The 19,059-nt window shown below is 53.9% G+C and carries 21 protein-coding genes and 4 pseudogenes; 13 read left to right on the top strand and 12 right to left on the bottom strand.

The window, feature by feature from the left end:
• The first annotated feature begins 3 nt into the window (after positions 1-3).
• Genes WM46_RS18265 through acpT form a run of 13 tightly spaced genes read left to right on the top strand, consistent with a single transcriptional unit; the run spans position 4 to position 12,099 of the window.
• Positions 4-576 carry a hypothetical protein gene (locus WM46_RS18265; protein ID WP_102602977.1) on the top strand — a complete coding sequence of 191 codons (573 nt, stop codon included), beginning with the start codon at positions 4-6 and terminating at the stop codon, positions 574-576.
• Positions 573-1,934: an AMP-binding protein gene (locus tag WM46_RS18270; protein ID WP_102602978.1), complete on the top strand. Its 1,362-nt coding sequence runs from the start codon at positions 573-575 to the stop codon at positions 1,932-1,934. The genes WM46_RS18265 and WM46_RS18270 overlap by 4 nt, the downstream gene beginning before the upstream one ends.
• Positions 1,921-2,274, top strand: coding sequence for a beta-hydroxyacyl-ACP dehydratase (locus tag WM46_RS18275; RefSeq protein WP_042998501.1), 354 nt, complete (start codon positions 1,921-1,923; stop codon positions 2,272-2,274). The genes WM46_RS18270 and WM46_RS18275 overlap by 14 nt, the downstream gene beginning before the upstream one ends.
• The gene (locus WM46_RS18280; protein WP_102602979.1) at positions 2,265-3,956 is read left to right on the top strand and encodes a glycosyltransferase family 2 protein; all 1,692 of its coding nucleotides are present in this window, start codon (positions 2,265-2,267) and stop codon (positions 3,954-3,956) included. The genes WM46_RS18275 and WM46_RS18280 overlap by 10 nt, the downstream gene beginning before the upstream one ends.
• A gap of 3 nt (positions 3,957-3,959) precedes the next feature.
• Positions 3,960-4,382 (top strand): acyl-CoA thioesterase, encoded by a 423-nt coding sequence (locus WM46_RS18285; protein ID WP_061076023.1) that lies wholly within the window; start codon positions 3,960-3,962, stop codon positions 4,380-4,382.
• Complete coding sequence (locus WM46_RS18290; protein WP_102602980.1) at positions 4,379-4,984, top strand: LolA family protein; 606 nt, start codon at positions 4,379-4,381, stop codon at positions 4,982-4,984. The genes WM46_RS18285 and WM46_RS18290 overlap by 4 nt, the downstream gene beginning before the upstream one ends.
• Positions 4,953-7,271, top strand: a complete 2,319-nt coding sequence (locus WM46_RS18295; RefSeq protein WP_102602981.1) for an MMPL family transporter — start codon at positions 4,953-4,955, stop codon at positions 7,269-7,271. Before WM46_RS18290 ends, WM46_RS18295 begins: the two co-directional genes overlap by 32 nt.
• Positions 7,268-7,912 carry a DUF3261 domain-containing protein gene (locus tag WM46_RS18300; protein ID WP_233628578.1) on the top strand — a complete coding sequence of 215 codons (645 nt, stop codon included), beginning with the start codon at positions 7,268-7,270 and terminating at the stop codon, positions 7,910-7,912. Before WM46_RS18295 ends, WM46_RS18300 begins: the two co-directional genes overlap by 4 nt.
• Position 7,913: 1 nt before the next feature.
• The gene (locus WM46_RS18305) at positions 7,914-9,083 is read left to right on the top strand and encodes a beta-ketoacyl-[acyl-carrier-protein] synthase family protein (RefSeq protein ID WP_102602982.1); all 1,170 of its coding nucleotides are present in this window, start codon (positions 7,914-7,916) and stop codon (positions 9,081-9,083) included.
• Positions 9,080-9,556 (top strand): 3-hydroxy-fatty acyl-ACP dehydratase, encoded by a 477-nt coding sequence (locus WM46_RS18310; RefSeq protein WP_102602983.1) that lies wholly within the window; start codon positions 9,080-9,082, stop codon positions 9,554-9,556. Before WM46_RS18305 ends, WM46_RS18310 begins: the two co-directional genes overlap by 4 nt.
• Complete coding sequence (locus WM46_RS18315; protein WP_061076017.1) at positions 9,553-10,284, top strand: 3-ketoacyl-ACP reductase FabG2; 732 nt, start codon at positions 9,553-9,555, stop codon at positions 10,282-10,284. Before WM46_RS18310 ends, WM46_RS18315 begins: the two co-directional genes overlap by 4 nt.
• Positions 10,281-11,510 carry a beta-ketoacyl-ACP synthase gene (locus tag WM46_RS18320; protein WP_102602984.1) on the top strand — a complete coding sequence of 410 codons (1,230 nt, stop codon included), beginning with the start codon at positions 10,281-10,283 and terminating at the stop codon, positions 11,508-11,510. Before WM46_RS18315 ends, WM46_RS18320 begins: the two co-directional genes overlap by 4 nt.
• A gap of 1 nt (position 11,511) precedes the next feature.
• Positions 11,512-12,099, top strand: a complete 588-nt coding sequence (gene acpT, locus WM46_RS18325; RefSeq protein ID WP_102602985.1) for a 4'-phosphopantetheinyl transferase AcpT — start codon at positions 11,512-11,514, stop codon at positions 12,097-12,099.
• Positions 12,100-12,131: 32 nt separating this feature from the next.
• Here the strand turns inward: acpT and WM46_RS18330 are convergent.
• The 12 genes and pseudogenes from WM46_RS18330 to WM46_RS26780 all read right to left on the bottom strand — a co-directional run.
• A pseudogene (locus WM46_RS18330) lies at positions 12,132-12,293 on the bottom strand (IS1 family transposase); the annotation flags it as partial.
• A gap of 39 nt (positions 12,294-12,332) precedes the next feature.
• Positions 12,333-13,529, bottom strand: coding sequence for an IS110 family transposase (locus WM46_RS18335; protein WP_102601400.1), 1,197 nt, complete (start codon positions 13,527-13,529; stop codon positions 12,333-12,335).
• A 229-nt stretch (positions 13,530-13,758) separates the two neighbouring features.
• Positions 13,759-14,286: pseudogene (locus WM46_RS18340) on the bottom strand (IS1 family transposase); the annotation flags it as partial.
• Positions 14,287-14,517: 231 nt separating this feature from the next.
• A complete protein-coding gene (locus WM46_RS26660; protein ID WP_262360401.1) occupies positions 14,518-14,838 on the bottom strand; it encodes a tetratricopeptide repeat protein in 321 nt (106 codons plus the stop codon).
• A 3-nt stretch (positions 14,839-14,841) separates the two neighbouring features.
• Positions 14,842-15,195 carry a tetratricopeptide repeat protein gene (locus tag WM46_RS26665; RefSeq protein ID WP_262360402.1) on the bottom strand — a complete coding sequence of 118 codons (354 nt, stop codon included), beginning with the start codon at positions 15,193-15,195 and terminating at the stop codon, positions 14,842-14,844.
• A gap of 212 nt (positions 15,196-15,407) precedes the next feature.
• Entirely contained in the window at positions 15,408-15,692 is a 285-nt protein-coding gene (locus tag WM46_RS26670; protein WP_262360403.1) for a hypothetical protein, read from the bottom strand.
• Positions 15,693-15,809: 117 nt separating this feature from the next.
• A pseudogene (locus tag WM46_RS26880) lies at positions 15,810-15,969 on the bottom strand (RHS repeat-associated core domain-containing protein); the annotation flags it as partial.
• Between the two features lie 50 nt (positions 15,970-16,019).
• Positions 16,020-16,376 carry a hypothetical protein gene (locus WM46_RS18355; protein WP_102602986.1) on the bottom strand — a complete coding sequence of 119 codons (357 nt, stop codon included), beginning with the start codon at positions 16,374-16,376 and terminating at the stop codon, positions 16,020-16,022.
• On the bottom strand, positions 16,348-16,821 hold the full coding sequence (locus WM46_RS18360; protein ID WP_187394402.1) for a hypothetical protein: 474 nt from the start codon (positions 16,819-16,821) through the stop codon (positions 16,348-16,350). The genes WM46_RS18355 and WM46_RS18360 overlap by 29 nt, the downstream gene beginning before the upstream one ends.
• 2 nt (positions 16,822-16,823) lie before the next feature.
• Positions 16,824-17,979: pseudogene (locus WM46_RS18365) on the bottom strand (ISAs1 family transposase).
• A 161-nt stretch (positions 17,980-18,140) separates the two neighbouring features.
• Positions 18,141-18,599 (bottom strand): hypothetical protein, encoded by a 459-nt coding sequence (locus WM46_RS18370; protein WP_102602987.1) that lies wholly within the window; start codon positions 18,597-18,599, stop codon positions 18,141-18,143.
• Positions 18,596-19,027, bottom strand: a complete 432-nt coding sequence (locus tag WM46_RS26780) for a DUF4105 domain-containing protein (RefSeq protein WP_410374632.1) — start codon at positions 19,025-19,027, stop codon at positions 18,596-18,598. Before WM46_RS26780 ends, WM46_RS18370 begins: the two co-directional genes overlap by 4 nt.
• Between the last annotated feature and the right edge of the window lie 32 nt (positions 19,028-19,059).

Here is a 19,059-nt window from a genome sequence, read left to right on the forward strand (position 1 = left end):
GCCGTGTCGGGCGTTCGCACATTGCCTGTGCTGACAGGCGTGCTGTTGCTTGCCTGGCCTTTCCTGATTTGGTTTGGTCTGGCGCACCACAGCCTGCAGTGGTTACTGCCGCTGATGGCACTCCTGCTGTTCTTACGCTTTCGCCAGACCCGGCGACAGGCGGGTCCGCTGCGCATAGTCACTCAGGTGGTGGCAGCAGTGGGTATCACCCTGTGCGTCGCCAGTTACCTGCTTAAAGCCCATCAGCTTCTGCTGTTTTATCCGGTTGTCGTGAATGCCGTCATGCTTGCCGTTTTTGGCGGTTCGCTCTGGTCATCGATGCCCATCGTTGAACGACTGGCGCGACTGCGCGATCCCCAACTTCCGGATGTGGCGGTGCGATACACCAGCCGGGTGACGCAGATCTGGTGCGCCTTTTTTATCGTCAATGGCGGCGTGGCGTTGTTTACCGCCCTCCATGGCGATATGGCGATGTGGACCGCATGGAATGGCATGATTGCCTACCTGCTGATGGGGTTACTGATGGGCAGCGAATGGCTGGTACGCCATTGGATGATGAATCGAGATTCACAATGAAACAGACCCTGACGCTTGCCGAATGGCTCACCTCCCCCCGTCCAGCGAACACGCCTGTCGCCTGGCTGGACGAACGCCACTGGACGCTCGGTCACTTGCGCCACGATGTCGCGCAACTGATGGCACACCTGCAACAGCAGGAAGGCGATCGCTGGGCGCTCTGTTTTGAAAACAGCTATCTGTTTATTGTCGCGTTGCTAGCGACCCTGCATGCGGGGAAAACGCCCGTGATTCCGGGGCATAATCGCGTCTCTTTGCTCGACGAGCAGCGGGCGTTGTTTGACGGCGTGCTGAGCGATAAAACGCTCGGCTGGCAGGGGCCGCTGTGGGTGGTCAGCTCAGCAATGACGCTCAGCGATGAGGCGTGCTTCTTCCCGCCCCTGCGCCACGATGCGTATGTTGAGCTGTTTACCTCCGGTTCGACGGGACAGCCGAAGCGCATCGTCAAACCTGTTGCCCGTCTGGACCACGAAGCCGAACTGCTGGCGGCGCGCTTTGCCGACCGCCTGACGGGGTGCCGGGTGGTAGCCTCCGTCGTGCCGCAGCATCTGTACGGTCTGACGTTCCGTATTTTCCTGCCAATGGCCCTGGGCCTGCCGCTGCATGCAGCCATGCTCTACTACGCGGAGCAGCTGGCTGCGCTGGGTCACGAACATCGCTATGTGTTCATCAGCAGCCCGGCGTTTTTAAAGCGTCTCGACCACCAGCTTCCCGCACCGCCGGTGGCAATGATTTTGTCGGCGGGCGGCATGCTACCGTGGCAGGACGTCACGCAAACCGCCGCCTGGCTGAACGTCTGGCCGGATGAAATCTACGGTAGCACCGAAACCGGTATTCTCGCCTGGCGCTATCGTCAGCAGGAGAACGTCGCCTGGCTACCCTTCCCTGGCGTGTCATTTACCGCAGAAGATGCCGCATTTCGCGTCTTTTCTCCGCTGATTGCCGACGCTAACGGTCTGTTGCTCGACGATATCCTGCAATTTGAGCCAAACGGCCAGTTCCGCCTGATGGGACGCCGTGGACGGGTAGTCAAAATTGAAGAGAAGCGCATTTCGCTCAGCGAAGTCGAACAACGCCTGCTGGAGTTGAAGGGCATCCGCGAAGTCGCCGCCCTGCCGATCACCCGCGGCGGTCGCCAGGGCGTGGGCGTACTGCTGGTACTGGATGACGAGGCGCGCCAGCGCTGGCAGAACAGCGGGGGAAAAACGCAGGAGCTGACGTGGCGGCGAGCGCTGTTGCCGTGGCTCGAGCCGGTCGCCGTACCGCGTTACTGGCGGGTCATCGACGAAATCCCGGTCAACAGTATGAATAAGCGTGTCTATGCGCAATTACAGGAGTTGTTTCATGATACCCCATGAAATTGAGCGCCATCAGGCACAGCCCCAACAGGTAGAGATCGTCCTGCATCTCGATCCTTCCCTGTTCTGGTTTAGCGGCCATTTTGCCGTGCAGCCGCTGCTGCCTGGCGTCGCGCAGATGGACTGGGTGATGCACTATGCCACCACCCTGCTCGCTCCCGGCTGGCGTTTTCACAGCATTCAGAACGTGAAGTTCCAGGCGCCGCTGCTGCCGGAAAACACCGTCACACTAACGCTGAGCTGGCAGGAGGCACGTCAGATCCTGACGTTCAGCTATCAACGCCACGATGGCGACGCGCGCCATACCGCCAGCAGCGGGAAGATCCGACTATGTCGTTAACCTTTTCCCCTTGCGTGCTGATCCCCTGCTATAACCACGGCGCCATGATGTCGCGTGTCCTGACACGACTGCAGCCGTTTAATCTGCCGTGTATTGTGGTGGACGACGGCAGCGATGCAGCCACGCAGCAGGAACTGGACAGACTCGCCGTGGACACCGCCGGTCTGACCTTAATCCGTCTGGCGGAAAACACCGGAAAAGGCGCGGCGGTGATCCGTGGATTAGAGGCGGCGGCAGAAGCCGGATTTACCCATGCCGTCCAGGTCGATGCCGATGGTCAACATGCCATTGAAGACATCCCAAAACTGCTGGAACTGGCGCAGACCCATCCTGCCGCGCTGATCTCCGGACAGCCGATTTACGATGATTCCATTCCCCGTTCGCGCCTGTACGGGCGCTGGATAACCCATGTCTGGGTCTGGATTGAAACCCTTTCCCTGCAACTGAAAGACAGCATGTGCGGCTTTCGCGTCTACCCTGTCGGTCCTACGCGCCAGCTGGCGCAGCGGGTGACGCTTGGCAAGAGAATGGATTTCGACACCGAAGTGATGGTGCGTCTCTGGTGGCAGGGTACTCCCAGCTATTTTGTCCCGACTCGCGTGACCTATCCGCCGGACGGACTGTCGCATTTCGATGCTTTCAAAGATAACTGTCGCATTTCGCTGATGCACACGCGCCTGTTCTTCGGCATGTTGCCACGCATCCCGTCACTGCTGCTGCGTCGAACGTCGCCGCACTGGGCGCGCCAGCAGGAGGTGAAAGGGCTGTGGGGAATGCGCCTGATGCTATGGGTATGGCGTTTGCTGGGACGCAAGGCGTTCACGTTGCTGCTCTGGCCGGTGGTCGGCGTCTACTGGCTGACCGCGTCCTCTGCACGCCGCGCCTCACAGAACTGGATCGCCCGCGTGCATGCGCAGTTGGCCGCACGCCAGAGGCCAGTTCCAGCTAACCTCACCAGCTATCAACACTTTCTGCGCTTCGGCAACGCGATGCTCGATAAAATCGCCAGCTGGCGCGGTGAACTGCATTTTGGCCGCGACGTGGTGTTTGCGCCAGGGGCTGAAGAGGCGCTGAACGTCAGCGATCCTCGCGGTAAGCTACTGCTGGCCTCCCACCTGGGCGATGTTGAAGCCTGTCGCGCGCTGGCGCAGTTGCAGGGCAGCAAAACCATCAACGCGCTGGTGTTCAGCGATAACGCCCGGCGTTTTAAGCAGATTATGGAAGAGATGGCGCCGCAGGCCGGACTCAACCTGATGCCAGTGACCGACATCGGCCCGGACACCGCCATTGCGCTCAAAGAGAAGCTGGAGCGCGGGGAATGGATTGCTATTGTCGGCGATCGCATTGCGGTAAATCCCCAGCGTGGCGGCGAATGGCGCGTCTGCTGGAGCCGTTTCATGGGGCAAGCCGCCCCGTTCCCGCAGGGGCCATTTATCCTCGCCTCAATTTTGCGCTGCCCGGTGGATCTCCTCTTTGCCCTGCGTCAGCAGGAGAAGCTGTGCATTCACTGCGAGCCGTTCGCCGATCCGCTGGTACTACCGCGTGCCGAACGCCAGCAGGCGCTACAGCAGACCATCGACCGCTATGCCGAACGTCTTGAGCATTACGCGTTACAGTCGCCGCTCGACTGGTTTAACTTTTTCGATTTCTGGCAGTTGCCGGAACCCAAAAACAAGGAGTAAAGGGTGCTGAACGATCCCCGCTTTACGGCTGAAGTTGAGCTGACCATTCCGTTTCACGACGTCGATATGATGGGCGTGGCATGGCATGGCAACTATTTCCGTTACTTCGAGATCGCCCGCGAAGCGCTGCTGAACCAGTTCGACTACGGCTATCGCCAGATGAAAGCCTCCGGCTACCTGTGGCCGGTGGTGGATACCCGCGTCAAATACCGCAATCCGCTGACCTTTGAACAGCGCATTCGCGTACGCGCGCGTCTGGAAGAGTTCGAAAACCGCCTGCGCATTGGCTATGAAATTTTCGATGCCGAAAGCGGGAAACGCGCGACGACGGGCTACACCATTCAGGTCGCGGTGGAAGAGAAAAGCCGCGAAATGTGCTTCGTCTGCCCGGACATTCTGTTTGAACGAATGGGAGTAACGCCATGAGATTTCTGCCGCTGCTGGCGCTGCTTATCATCCCGTTTGTTAGCGCGTTGACGCTCGACGAGTTGCAACAGCGCTTTACCGAACAGCCGGTGATCCGCGCGCATTTCGATCAAACCCGGACGATTAAGGATCTGCCGCAGCCGCTGCGATCCGCGGGAACGATGTTGATCGCCCGCGACCAGGGGCTTTTGTGGGATCAAACCCGTCCGTTCCCGATGCAATTGTTGCTGGACGATACGCGAATGGTGCAGGCCATCAACGGTCAGCCGCCGCAGACCATCACCGCCGATAACAACCCGCAGATGTTCCAGTTTAACCACCTGCTGCGCGGGCTGTTTCAGGCCGACCGCAAGGTGCTGGAACAAAACTTCCGCGTGGAGTTTGCAGATAGCGGAGAGGGTCGCTGGACGCTTCGCCTGACGCCGATCACCACGCCACTGGATAAGATCTTCGCCACCATCGACCTGGCCGGAAAAACCTATCTGGAACGTATTGAGCTAAACGACAAACAGGGCGACCGCACGGATATCGCGCTTTCCCAACACCAACTGACGCCTGCGCAACTGACTGATGACGAACGCCAACGCTTTGCCGCCCAGTAAACGCCCCGCGCTGTTATGGGGAATCGCCTGCATCATGATGCTGGGCGTGTTGCTGATGTTGCTGCCTCAGGCGCGGCTCAACAGCAGCGTGCTGGCGATGCTGCCAAAACAGGCGCTGGGGGCGATTCCGCCGAGCCTGAATGACGGCTTTATGCAGCGTCTTGACCGCCAACTGGTCTGGCTGGTCAGCCCCGGTAAAAAGGCTGACCCGACAATCGCCCGTAACTGGCTGGCGATGCTGCAACAATCACAGGCGCTGGCAGAGGTGAAAGGCCCGATGGACACCGACAGCCAACAGGCATGGGGCGCGTTCTTCTGGCAGCACCGCAATGGTTTGATTGACCCGCAAACTCGCGCCCGTCTGCAAAACGGCGGCGACGCGCAGGCGCAATGGATCCTGTCTCAACTCTATTCCGCGTTTTCTGGCGTCAGCGGGAAAGAGCTGCAAAACGACCCGCTGATGCTGATGCGCGGATCGCAGCTGGCGATGGCCGAAAACGGCCAGCGTCTGCGGCTGATGGACGGCTGGCTGGTGGCGCAAGACCCCGAGGGAAACTACTGGTATCTGCTGCATGGTGAACTGGCCGGTTCGTCGTTCGATATGCAACAAACGCATCATCTGGTGACCACGCTCAGCACGCTTGCAGAGGAGCTGAAAGCGCGCTATCCGCAGGCGCAGCTACTGTCGCGTGGCACAGTCTTCTACAGCGATTACGCCAGCCAGCAGGCAAAACAGGATGTCTCCACGCTCGGCGTGGCGACGGTGCTGGGCGTGCTGCTGCTGATTGTCGCGGTGTTCCGCTCGCTGCGCCCGCTGCTGCTGTGTCTGCTGTCGATTGGCATGGGCGCGCTGGCGGGAACCGTCGTCACGCTGCTTGCCTTCGGTGAACTGCATCTGATGACGCTGGTGATGAGCATGAGCATCATCGGCATCTCCGCCGACTACACGTTGTATTACCTGACCGAACGGATGGTGCACGGCGCGGAAACCTCGCCGTGGCAAAGCCTGGCGAAAGTGCGAAATGCCCTGCTGCTGGCGCTGCTGACCACCGTCGCGGCCTACCTGATCATGATGCTCGCCCCCTTCCCCGGCATTCGCCAGATGGCAGTATTTGCGGCCGTGGGGCTGAGTGCCTCCTGCCTGACGGTGATTTTCTGGCATCCGTGGCTGTGTCGCGGGCTACCGGTGCGTCCGGTTCCGGCGATGGTGTTGATGCTGCGCTGGCTTGCCGCCTGGCGACGCAATAAGAAGCTCTCCGTAGGTCTGCCGGTCGCACTCGCGCTTTTCTCACTGGCGGGTCTGGCGGCCCTGCGCGTGGATGACGATATCTCACAGTTGCAGGCGCTACCGCAGCACATACTGGCGCAGGAAAAAACCATTACCGCGCTGACCGGACAGAGCGTCGATCAGAAGTGGTTTGTGGTGTACGGCGACGCCCCCCAGCAGACGCTGGAACGGCTGGAAGCCTTTGTCCCTGCGCTGGCGCAGGCGAAAAAAGAGGGACTGCTCAGCGGCTATCGCACGATCCCACTGAATTCGCTGGCCCGTCAGCAACAGGATCTCGCCTTGCTGAAAAACGCCGCGCCGGCGGTCATCCACGCCCTGAACAGCGCCGGGCTGACGACGGTCAATCCCGATCTAACCCCTATGCCGGTTACCGTTGACGCCTGGCTTGCCAGCCCGGCCAGCGAAGGCTGGCGGCTGCTGTGGTTGAGCCTGGCCGACGGTGAAAGCGGCGTACTGGTGCCGGTGGAAGGCGTCAAACAGAGCGCTGCGCTCAACGCGCTCAGCGAGAAATATCCCGGCGTCGCGTGGGTGGATCGCAAAAGCACCTTTGACAGTCTGTTTGCGCTGTATCGCAACGTACTGACCGGTTTGCTGTTTATTGCGCTGGCGGTGATTGCCTGCGGCGCGATCGCCCGATTGGGCTGGCGCAGAGGAGGTGTCAGCCTCGTGCCGTCGGTATTGTCTTTGGGCTGCGGCCTGGCGGTGCTGGCATTGAGCGGGCATGCGGTCAATCTGTTCTCGCTGTTGGCGCTGGTGCTGGTACTGGGGATCGGCATTAACTACACGCTGTTTTTCAGTAATCCGCGTGGGACGCCTCTGACCTCCCTGTTAGCCATCACGCTGGCAATGATGACCACCCTACTGACGCTCGGCATGCTGGTCTTTAGCGCCACCCAGGCGATCAGCAGTTTTGGCATTGTGCTGGTAAGCGGTATTTTCACCGCGTTCCTGCTTTCCCCTCTGGCGATGCCGACGAAAAAAGAGAAGAAACGAAAATGATGAAACGTCTTTTTGCCGGATGGCGACTACGCCTTATCCGGCCTGGTGGGTCAACAGGTTGGCGTAGCGCCATCGGGCAGTTAACACTGTGCCTCTTCGCGCTGATCCTCACCGGCTGCAGCCACTCTCAGAAACCGCAGGAAGGCCGACCACAGGCGTGGCTGGAGCCAGGTACGCGGGTGACGCTGCCTGCACCGGGCATATCTCCGGCAGTGAATGCTCAGCAGTTGCTCACCGGCAGCTTTAACGGCAAAACGCAGTCGCTGCTGGTGATGCTGAATGCCGATGATAAAAAAATCACGCTGGCGGGGCTGTCGTCGGTGGGTATTCGTCTGTTCCTCGTCACTTACGATGAAAAAGGGTTGCACACCGAGCAGTCCATCGTGGTTCCGCAACTGCCGCCCGCCAGTCAGGTGCTGGCTGACGTAATGCTCAGCCACTGGCCGATTAGCGTCTGGCAGCCGCAGTTGCCGAAAGGCTGGACGCTGACGGACAGCGGCGACAGGCGTGAACTGCGTAATGCCCGCGGCAAACTGGTGACGGAAATCACCTACCTGAACCGCAAAGGCAAGCGCGAGCCGATCAGCATCGAACAGCATGTCTTTAAATACCACATCACCATTCAATATCTGGGTGACTGATATGATTTACATTTCTGCGGTGGGCATGATTAACGCGCTGGGCAACGATACCGATGAAATCGCCGCCAACCTGACGCATGGCGTTGCGCCCGGCATGCGCCCGCGTACCGGCTGGCTACAGGGATATCCTCACGCGGTACTCGCCGGCGTGGACGGCGAACTGCCCGCCATCCCGGACGACTTTAGCGCCCACCGTTCGCGCAACAATCAGTTACTGCTGGCGGCGCTTAGGCAGATCCAGCCGCAGGTTGATGAGGCCATTGCGCGCTACGGTCACGATCGGGTTGCGGTGGTGCTCGGCACCAGTACGTCCGGTCTGGACGAAGGCGACACGCACGTTAACCTGACGCTGAACGGCGAAGAGAGCCAGCACTGGCAGTACCCGCAACAGGAACTGGGCGACCCGTCGCGCTTTCTCAGCCACTGGCTGAAGCTGGATGGCCCGGCATTCACTCTCTCCACCGCCTGTTCTTCCAGCGCTCGCGCGATTATCAGCGGTCGTCGCCTGATAGCGTCCGGTCTGGCGGACGTTGCGATCGTCGGCGGCGCAGATACCCTGAGCCGGATGCCGATCAACGGCTTCCACAGTCTCGAATCGCTCTCGCCAACGCGCTGTCTGCCATTTGGCCGTGACCGTAGCGGGATTACCATTGGTGAAGGCGCGGCGCTGATGCTGTTGACCCGCGAACCGCAGCCTATCGCGCTGCTTGGCGTAGGGGAATCCAGCGACGCGCACCATATTTCGGCGCCGCACCCGGAGGGCGTCGGGGCCATTCGCGCCATCCAACAGGCGCTGGACGATGCCGGTATCACACCGGAACAGGTGGGATACATCAATCTGCATGGCACCGCCACGCCGCTGAACGACCAGATCGAATCCAGAGTGGTCAACGCGCTGTTTGGCGAACGCGTCCCGTGCAGCTCGACCAAACACCTCACCGGCCACACGCTGGGCGCGGCAGGGATTACCGAAGCGGCGCTCAGCATGCTGATTTTGCAGCATGACCTCCCTCTGCCAGCGCAGGACTTTAGCCTGTCGCCGCGCGATCCGGCGCTGCCGCCCTGCGGCATCATCGAGCAACCTCAGCCGCTTGAACGCCCGTTTGTCTTGTCGAATTCGTTCGCCTTTGGCGGCAATAACGCCAGTATTCTGCTCGGGAGAATGTCATGAGCCACTATTTATCACCCGGCGAATACCTGCCGCACGACGCGCCCATGCTGCTACTCGAAGAGGTGGTCAGTGTGGGTGAAGACACCGCCGTTTGTTGCGTCACGGTGGGGGGCGGCGGCGTTCTCGCACCGTTCCTTGATCCGCAGGGCAATTTACCCGGCTGGTTCGCGCTGGAACTGATGGCGCAGACCGTCGGCGTCTGGTCCGGCTGGCACCGCCATCAGCAAGGTCAGGGGGCGATTTCGCTCGGGATGGTGCTCGGCGCGCGCGAACTGATTTGCGCAGCCGGTGTTCTGCCTGCAGGAAAAACAGTATCCATTACCGTCAAGTTGCTGATGCAGGACGACCGTTTCGGCAGCTTCGAATGCACAATTACCGCTGACGAAGAGACACTGGCGACAGGCCGCGTCAATACCTTCCAGCCGTCGGCAGAAGAACTTCATTCTCTATTTCAACAAGGAGCGTCCGCATGAGTCGTTCAGTTTTGGTTACCGGCGCCAGCAAAGGTATCGGTCGCGCAATCGCCCGCCAGTTGGCAGCAGACGGCTTTGTGGTCGGCGTCCACTATCACCGTGATGCGCAGGGGGCGCAGGAGACGCTGGACGCCATTCTCGCCGTCGGCGGCGCAGGCCGTCTGCTCAGTTTTGACGTGGCGAACCGCGAGCAATGCCGCGAAGTGCTGGAACAGGATATCGAAGAGCATGGCGCGTGGTACGGCGTGGTCAGTAATGCAGGCGTTGCGCGCGATGCCGCCTTCCCGGCGCTCAGCGACAGCGACTGGGACACGGTGATCCACACCAACCTCGACAGTTTTTATAACGTCATTCAGCCGTGCATCATGCCGATGATTGGCGCGCGCCAGGGCGGTCGGATCATCACCCTGTCGTCGGTATCCGGCGTGATGGGCAATCGTGGGCAGGTGAATTACAGCGCCGCCAAAGCCGGGATTATCGGGGCCACCAAAGCGCTGGCGATTGAACTCGCGAAACGCAAAATTACCGTCAACTGCATCGCGCCGGGGCTGATCGACACCGGAATGATCGACATGGAAGAGGCCGCGCTAAAAGAAGCGATGGCGATGATCCCAATGAAACGCATGGGTCAGGCGGACGAAGTCGCCGGACTTGCCAGCTATTTGATGTCGGATGTGGCGAGCTACGTCACCCGTCAGGTGATTTCCATCAATGGAGGGATGTTATGACACGTCGCGTGGTGATAACGGGCATGGGCGGCGTCACCGCCTTTGGGGAAAACTGGCAGGACGTTTCCGCCAGACTGCGGGCCTATGAAAACGCCGTGCGCAAAATGCCGGAGTGGCAGGTTTATGACGGACTACATACCCTACTGGGCGCGCCGATCGATGACTTCACGCTGCCGGAGCATTACACCCGTAAGCGCATCCGCGCGATGGGTCGCGTGTCGTTGATGTCCACGCGCGCCACCGAACTGGCGCTCGAACAGGCTGGACTGATTGGCGACGACGTGCTCACCAACGGGGAAACGGGGATTGCGTATGGCTCATCCACCGGCAGTACTGGCCCGGTGAGTGAATTTGCCACCATGCTGACCGAGAAGCACACCAATAACATCACCGGCACCACCTATGTGCAGATGATGCCGCACACCACCGCCGTCAATACCGGTCTGTTTTTCGGCCTGCGCGGACGCGTGATCCCTACGTCCAGCGCCTGCACGTCCGGCAGCCAGGCGATTGGCTATGCGTGGGAAGCCATTCGCCACGGTTATCAAACCGTGATGGTGGCAGGCGGCGCGGAAGAGCTGTGCCCGTCGGAAGCCGCCGTCTTTGATACGTTGTTCGCCACCAGTCAGCGCAACGAGCAACCGAAAACCACGCCGTCGCCGTTCGATGAACAGCGCGATGGGCTGGTGATTGGCGAAGGCGCCGGGACGCTGATCCTTGAAGAACTCGAACACGCCAAAGCGCGCGGCGCGACGATTTACGGTGAAATCATTGGTTTTGCCACCAACTGCGACGCCGCACATATCACTCAGCCACAACGGGAAACCATGCAAATTTGCATGGAACAATCGCTGAAAATGGCCGGGTTAAACGCGCTGGATATCGGCTATATTTCCGCGCACGGTACGGCGACGGATCGTGGCGATATTGCGGAAAGTCAGGCGACCGCCGCAATTTATGGCGATAATGTGCCAATCTCCTCGCTGAAAAGTTATTTTGGGCATACCCTTGGTGCCTGTGGCGCGCTGGAAGCCTGGATGAGTCTGCAAATGATGCGCGAAGGCTGGTTTGCGCCTACGCTAAACTTAAAACAGCCCGACGCCAACTGCGGCGCGCTGGATTACATCATGGGTGAAGCCCGCAAGATTGATTGTGAATTCTTACAGAGCAACAATTTTGCGTTTGGCGGCATCAATACGTCCATCATCATCAAACGTTGGTCCTGACATGTATCGGATCGTACTGGGAAAAGTTTCGACACTCAGCGCAGGCGCCTTGCCGTCTGCGTTAACCGATCTGGCGCCGCAGGGTCCGCGACGCGCACGCTGGCTGGCCGGTCGCGTTCTGCTTTCCCATACCCTCTCGCCGCTGCCGGAGATTGTTTACGGCGAACAGGGGAAACCCGCGTTTTCACCCGAGACATCGTTGTGGTTCAACCTGAGCCACAGCGGTGACGACATCGCCCTGCTGCTGAGCGACGAAGGCGAAGTGGGTTGCGATCTCGAAATCATCCGCCCGCGCGCCAACTGGCGCTCGCTGGCAAATGCGGTCTTCAGCCTCGGAGAACATGCCGAAGTGGAAGCGGAACATCCGGATCGGCAGCTCGCCGCATTCTGGCGTATCTGGACGCAAAAAGAGGCGATAGTGAAACAGCGCGGCGGCAGCGCGTGGCAAATCGTCAGCGTCGACAGCACCTTTGACTCCGGGCTTTCACTGAGCCATTGCCAGGTCGATAACCTGAGCCTGGCCGTCTGCACCCCCACGCCCTTTACCCTGACCGCAGAGGCGGTGCAGTGGCTGGAAAATTTGACGTAAGATTTGTGGGAAATTCGGGTCGTGATGCCAATTTAGTGATAATGATGAATGGTTAAATACCAGCCAATGATCTTGTCATGCATCACCTCTGATTTTGAAAAACAAATCTTCCTGCGAGCCAGTCGTTTTATGTATGTGCGCAAATTCAGATTGTGACGTTCAATACGCTGCGTGTATTTTTTGCTGATGACATGGCTGGCGGGGGGGTGCCCCTATAAAGTTGTCAAGCATGTTTATGATGCCGCAGGGGTATAAAAAGTACCGTCACGCATCATGGCGAACAGAACGTCACAGCGTCGTCTTGCCAGGGCGATAAGTGCCTGATTGTGTCGCTTTCCCTGCCTCATTTTGCGTGTGTAGTAAGCCCTGGAGAGCGGATCTCTTAGCGCCGCGAAGGCCGACAGGAACAGCGCCCGTTTGAGGGTTTTATTGCCTCGCCTTGATGGGTGTTCGCCACGTATTGACGAACCGGAGCGCCGGGTTACCGGCGCAAGGCCAGCATAAGCAGCGAGATGTGCGGCAGAGGCGAAGGCGCGGCAGGCGACCTCTGTGAGGAGTCTGGCTGCGGTCCTGACACCGACTCCGGGCATGCTGGTCAGGACCGGGTAAAGAGGGTGAGCAAGAACCCGCTGTTCCACCTCAAGGGCCACCTCGTCTCTTTGCTTACGCAGCGTGATGAGCTGGAGTGCCAGGCGTGGCAGAACGACGACAGCGGCATTCGTGCCGGGAACGACGACGGTTTGCTGTGTTAGTGCCTGGGTGATATCTGTAGCAAGGCGCTTTCCCAGACGGGGCGCGAGTTTGCAGAGCTGGGTTGCCAGTTTCTTCTCACCCAGCGAAGCAAGTTTATCGGGTGAGGGATATCTCTGGAGAAGATCGAGTACTGCCGGGTGATCCAGTCGCGGACCGATAACGCGCTCCAGTGCCGGATGTATCTGTGTCAGGAGACCGCGGATACGGTTGCTGGCCTGCGTTGTCTGTGCAGCAAGATCATCATCGAAGCCACAGAGCATGGAGAGCTCGGCGATTTGCTCGTCAGCCAGCTTCAGAGTGCGTAGCGCGTGAGGCAGAGTACGGGCAGCTTCGGCGATGATGGCTGCATCACGAGCATCGGTTTTGGCTTCACCGGCATGTAAGTCGGCGATACGGCGCATTGCCAGCCCGGGGAGGTATCCGACAAGGACACCTTCAGAACGGGCAACGGCGACGGGTAACGCACCGATGGTGGCAGGCTGGTCAACAACCAGCAGTATCTGACCATGTTGTTTCAGGTCAGATACCAGCGCTCTGAGTTTGTTTTCGTCGTTGGGTAATGCTTTGTCGAACAGGCGTTTACCTGAACGATTAACGGCAACGGCGTGATGGGTATCTTTACCGACATCAACGCCAATAAAGACCTGGACTGATTCGTAATCGCTGGATTCGGTCATTCTGTCTCCCTGTTTATACGGGTTAACCAGATAACCTCGGGGAGCAGGTACCGGCATCCACGTTACAGACGGTCCCGGCATAAAGTGCCTGACCTAGCCCCTATTAGCGGTTACCAGCGCCCCACCAGACCCGGTGACATCACCCCCCGGATCATGGACGACTGGGGGCAGTAATCATGCCGGGTCTGGCTGGCTAACACCCCTAGTATAAGGGGTTCGAATAAAGTAACGGGGGCAGAAGTGTTCCATAAACTAGCCAGGCATCCGTCATGTAAAAGGCGATCTTAAAGGGGGCTAATAATGCCAGCAGACGCTCAAAGTCAGTGCATTGCGGGGGCCAAAGACATGTGCCAGAACCCGCTTGCGGATGCGGTCATAAGCATAAAAGAGCCACCGCGGGTTGCCCTTGCAGCGGACAAAAGACCACTGTGCATCTGCCTCGCAACAGATAACAACCTCAGTGTCGGGGCAATATTGTTGACTACCCGTTCTGGCGAGAGTTTTTTAAATGGCGTAGTACGGTATTAAGGCTGATATTGAGAACACGGGCGGTATCACGACAACCCGCTCCGTTCATCGCCATATTGACAATAGCTTGATGAGTACCGGGTTTAGATGCGACATAACGGAAATTGAGCTGGAAGGTTTTGAGGCAGAGCATACAGCGATAACGTCGGACACCGGATGCAGAATGACCATTACTGCGGACGCCATGGGTTTCATTGCAACGGGGACAGATAATATCAATCGTAGCCATTCAGAGTTCACTCTCAAAAAAACAGAGTATACATCAGACACTAAATAAGCGTCGCGACCCAAAATGATTAGTGACAAACTGCCGAAGGGTAAATTTATTTTATCCATATTCAACTTGCCATTGCAATAGAAATAATTACGGATATTTATATTCGGCATTTGATTTATAACTATCGTCTTCATCCATTGGTGAAGGATATTCTTTAATATATTCTATAGCTATATTTTTTGATTATTCAAGTTCTTGCGAAGACATTTCATTTACGAGTTTTTCTTGCAACTCCCTAGCCTCGTTCAAACCATTTGAAGCGGCTATAGCAAACCAAGCATAAGCTTTTTTATGATCTGCAATCATCTCTTCTGTGCCATCGGAATACAGTATCCCCAAATTATTTTGAGCTACGGAATATCCTTGACAAGCAGATGGTATCAATAATGATAACGCCGCCCTCCTATCTTTATTAAAGCTATTACCCCCTTGGGCATAAAGCAAAGCAAGTGAATTCTTAGCCCTCATCGAACCTAGATCTACAGCTTTCTGATACCATATCATAGCTTACCTATCATCTTTTGGAACACCTAAACCATAGTAATATATCCTTCCCATTGCATACATTGCCATAGTATTATTCTTTACTGCTGCTTGTATAAACCACTTGTGAGACGCTCTATAATTTTGAGGAACACCTTTCCCTTCAAAATATAACATGCCAAGATTGAATGCTGCTTTTGCATATCCCTGAACAGCTGATTTTCGATACCATTCATTTGCTTCTTGAAGATTTTCATTAACACCCCTACCATTTTCGTAGGCAACACCAATATTATATTGAGCCAACGCATATCCTTTTTCTGCAGATTTATTATACCAGTATGCAGCCTTCGTATGGTCTTTAGCTTTTTCATACAAGATACCCAGTTCGTTCTGAGCAAACTTATCACCTTGCTCAGCTGCTCTACGCAGTTCATTTTCATAGACCTTCTGCTTATCTATATTACTTATTTTTTATCAATCAATACAATCCTGCCAGAAAAATAAATTACCAGGAACAGGATTCCCATCAACATTAAAAAAATAAAACCAACATATTTTTTCATTTTCAATCCATTAGAATATTGTAATTATTGCTTTTGACTGTATGAAAATAATGTATCAACTAAAAAATCAGATACCTTACCTTGAAACTTTGAAGATCCTTTATTCATAAAGCTTTTGGCACAAGTCAACATCAATTTTTTAGAGTCTCTCTCATTCTGAGTTATAATTGATTTGGCAGTACTTTCAATACATGCAGCACTCCTTTCTGCTACAGACGCCGCGCTTCCATAAGTAGCCATTCCCGCGATGGCTGGAATAGTGGCGACTCCAAGTACATATTCACCCAGTGGGTTATATACATTATGCATTGCCTCAGCATTATGTATGGCTTGCTCTGTATCTTCTTGTGGTAAGAAACGTACTGCTGAATCAATGTTTTGACAATACGGTCCTAACCCACCATCCCCTAATGAATTCCATCCATTTAGACCTAGTGGATCTATTCCAGATACCGGGTTCAGCGGGTATCTGTATAAATTCCATCCCCATCAGCCCTATCGGATCTTGGGTGATATACTTTCCCTGCTGCGAGTCATAGTAACGATGTCGATTGTAGTACAGGTCGCACTCATCGTCATATTCCTCGCTCCACGTAATGCTGTTGTTCGGATTAATCAGCGGCAGCCTACGGTGTATCATTGTAAATCAACAGCTATTACTTTGCTGTCGGAGTAAGTGAAAAGTACTGTGCCAACATAAGTACCCTCGCCAGATTTCTTGATCACCTCTAGGTCTGCTTGCTTTGCTGCAAGTAATATCTGTTCCTGTGAGGTTGACTTCAGTAATAAAGGTAGTAATTTTTTCAGATCGGAGGCCTGCCGATTCCGGTAATGAATTTCATCCATCCCGTAAGTTGTCATCACCCCTAAATCAAATACTCGATATAACAAAACAACATTTATCAAGATCGAACATAACAGCGCAAATCTAATTATTCTCACCATCACATCGTCCCCCACGGAATTATTTTTCGCCCGCTGTTGCAGCATCATGTGCAAATGTCTTGCAATTATTCCCTATCAGGCTATAACAGTCATGTTTTTTACTAAAATCTTCGGCATATTTATTCGCATTGTTGTAATTAGTATCGGAATAATACGTTGGCGTTATGGCCGAGCCATGTCCATATGTTTCTGAGGTGAATTTATACAATGCATCTAGCGACTCTTTGGTTGGTTGTCCATCTTTACCTATGCTTAAGTCTGGAACAGGCCTCCATCTTACATTCCCGCACTCTTTGTCTGTGTAGCGACCAAATTCATAATACCGAGTTTTTCCTGTTTTAGGATCAACAGTAACAATTGCACCATGGCCGAGAGGCAAATTGAACACCATTCCGGTATTAACTGGGTAATAATCATAGTTAATTTGTATCGCATCCAACCCCAGGGGATCAACCCCCTGTATCGGATTTAAAGGATACGTATACCAGGGCAAGATTACGAAACCCCGCACCCCGCACCCCGCACCCCGCACCCCGCAAGGACTGTAGCCAGATACCCTCTGTCCATTGCTGCTTTTCTCATCTTGCGTCGCAGTCCTGCTTTGAACACCGTTTCTTGCCGAAGAATATTTACTGCAATATGTCTTATCCCCGAAAATAATTCAGCACCATTCCCTCTTCTTATTCGACAGTCATCTTCATTCATTGCAGTATCCAGACACCAATGCAAACAGTTCTCTATCGACCAATGTTCCCTGATGGATTTCGCAAATTTCTCGGCGGTTAAATTTGCTGAACTTATATAATAACGCACCTGCATTTCTGGTTCTTTAACTTGAGATGCTACTTCTTTACGGAAGGAAACAGCCACGCATAATTTCTTCAACCCTTTCCATTCAAAAGTAAAATCAATCAATTCATCAGGAACATCACTTACAATATGTAAACGAGTTTCTTCTCTTCCATGATTTTTTTCAGTTGTTGAATAACTATCGTACTCAGGGTTATTAAATTCTTTCAGAGGGAATTTTTTCAAGTGCTTTTTGTAATCGTCCCTGATTTCCCTTCACTGCAAATAAATAATCCCCCTCCAGAGAAACGATCTTCTCTGCAATATCCTTTTGGCACCCCATTGCGTCTGTTGTAATGATTTTATCTTTAATATTCAACAAGTTAATTAACTCAGGAATAGCAGTGATTTCATTGCTTTTGTCAGCAGTTTTTAGTTGCCCAAGAACGACACCGCCCATTGCGGAAAATGCGCTGATAACATGTATTGCCCCACGCCGACGGCTTTTATCATAAGAGCCTCGAAGCGTTTTTCCGTCGATAGCTATAACACTGCCGTCTTCTGAGCTATGGCAATCACGCATCCAGTTAAGAAAGCATTCATGAAATTTTTGTGGGCTTATGCAGGAAACAACACGTGCGATAGTATCATGAGCCGGAATACCATTATCAAAATCGCCATATTCCTTTAAAAAATCAATGTGAGTCTCGCCAAAATCCTGGATATCCTCCCAACCCTCAGCGCCAGAAATAATAGCGAAAATCGTCAAAAGAAGAATATCTGACAATTTATGCTCTACTTTCCAGGGTTGTCTGTAATCTGGAATAATTGAAATATGAGCCATTAATTTTTCAAGCTTCATAATCTGTTCTCCTTATTTTTCAGGAGATATTTGATCATATATAAAGTCAGAAGGACAGTTGCACCAGATGAGGATTGGCTTAATTTTTAAACAAAAAATGCTGATTCATTAGTACAAAAAACATACTTTTGATGAATCTTGTCCCGTTCTCTCACTAAGCATTAGTTAGATAATTTTTCATCATTTATGCAATGTTTTCTAAGGAATTCACTTACCATATTGTCAATTCTTTCTTTTTTCTCTAACCTATCCAGGTAATTACAGGAAAGGTAGAATTGAGTCCCCTCACTAATAGAAAAGACATAATCCGGTGGCTCAGCATTTTCATGGGTGTTTGTAATAATCCAAAAATACGGGGATTTTTCATTCTTGGTGGAGATTCCTAAAATATCATATGATTGACCTTTATAATTTATAGCCTGTTTTATAAATACTGGAACTATCTCTTTGTTTAGTGTAAAAGGAGAATTGTATTCACTTCTTTCAGCAAAACCTTGCAATAAAACATAGAATGGTTTATTTGCCAACTCTCCGTGCGTAAATATCCGATAAATTAATCCCCCTAAAAAAAGAAGCGAGACAATAAACATAATCAGTACAACCAGATAACGCTTATTCATGGGTTAAAACTCGTTAGATTATAAGGAATAGCACCATCTTGGGGTAAAAATACAGAGGGGACACTTGAAGATGTTCTTGCAATCATCGATACAGTAGATGGAAGAAATGATGGTATTCCTTGTATGGCTTCACCATAGCTATTTGGCATTAAAGCAGCACTTATTGCATCTTTTGCAACTCCTGCGTGATCCATTGCATCTATAACCATAGTTGCGCAGTTATGGGTCATATATCCATAATCACTTGCATCTGTCCTGTAATTATTATTAATATAATCAATCATGAGTTGTTCTTGCTCTGGGGTAGTTTTAATTGTATATGCTATTGTACTTCTACGCTTTGCCTGGCTAGCTAAATAAGTTATAACACTTTCACCACGTTTAGTTTGTGTTGCATAGCTGTATACTCCCTTTCCAGTAAACGCCATCGCAGAATGTCCTAATGGATTACCGTCTGTTG

The organism is Citrobacter freundii complex sp. CFNIH2, assembly GCF_002880615.1.
Taxonomy (GTDB): Bacteria; Pseudomonadota; Gammaproteobacteria; order Enterobacterales; family Enterobacteriaceae; genus Citrobacter_A; species Citrobacter_A amalonaticus_F.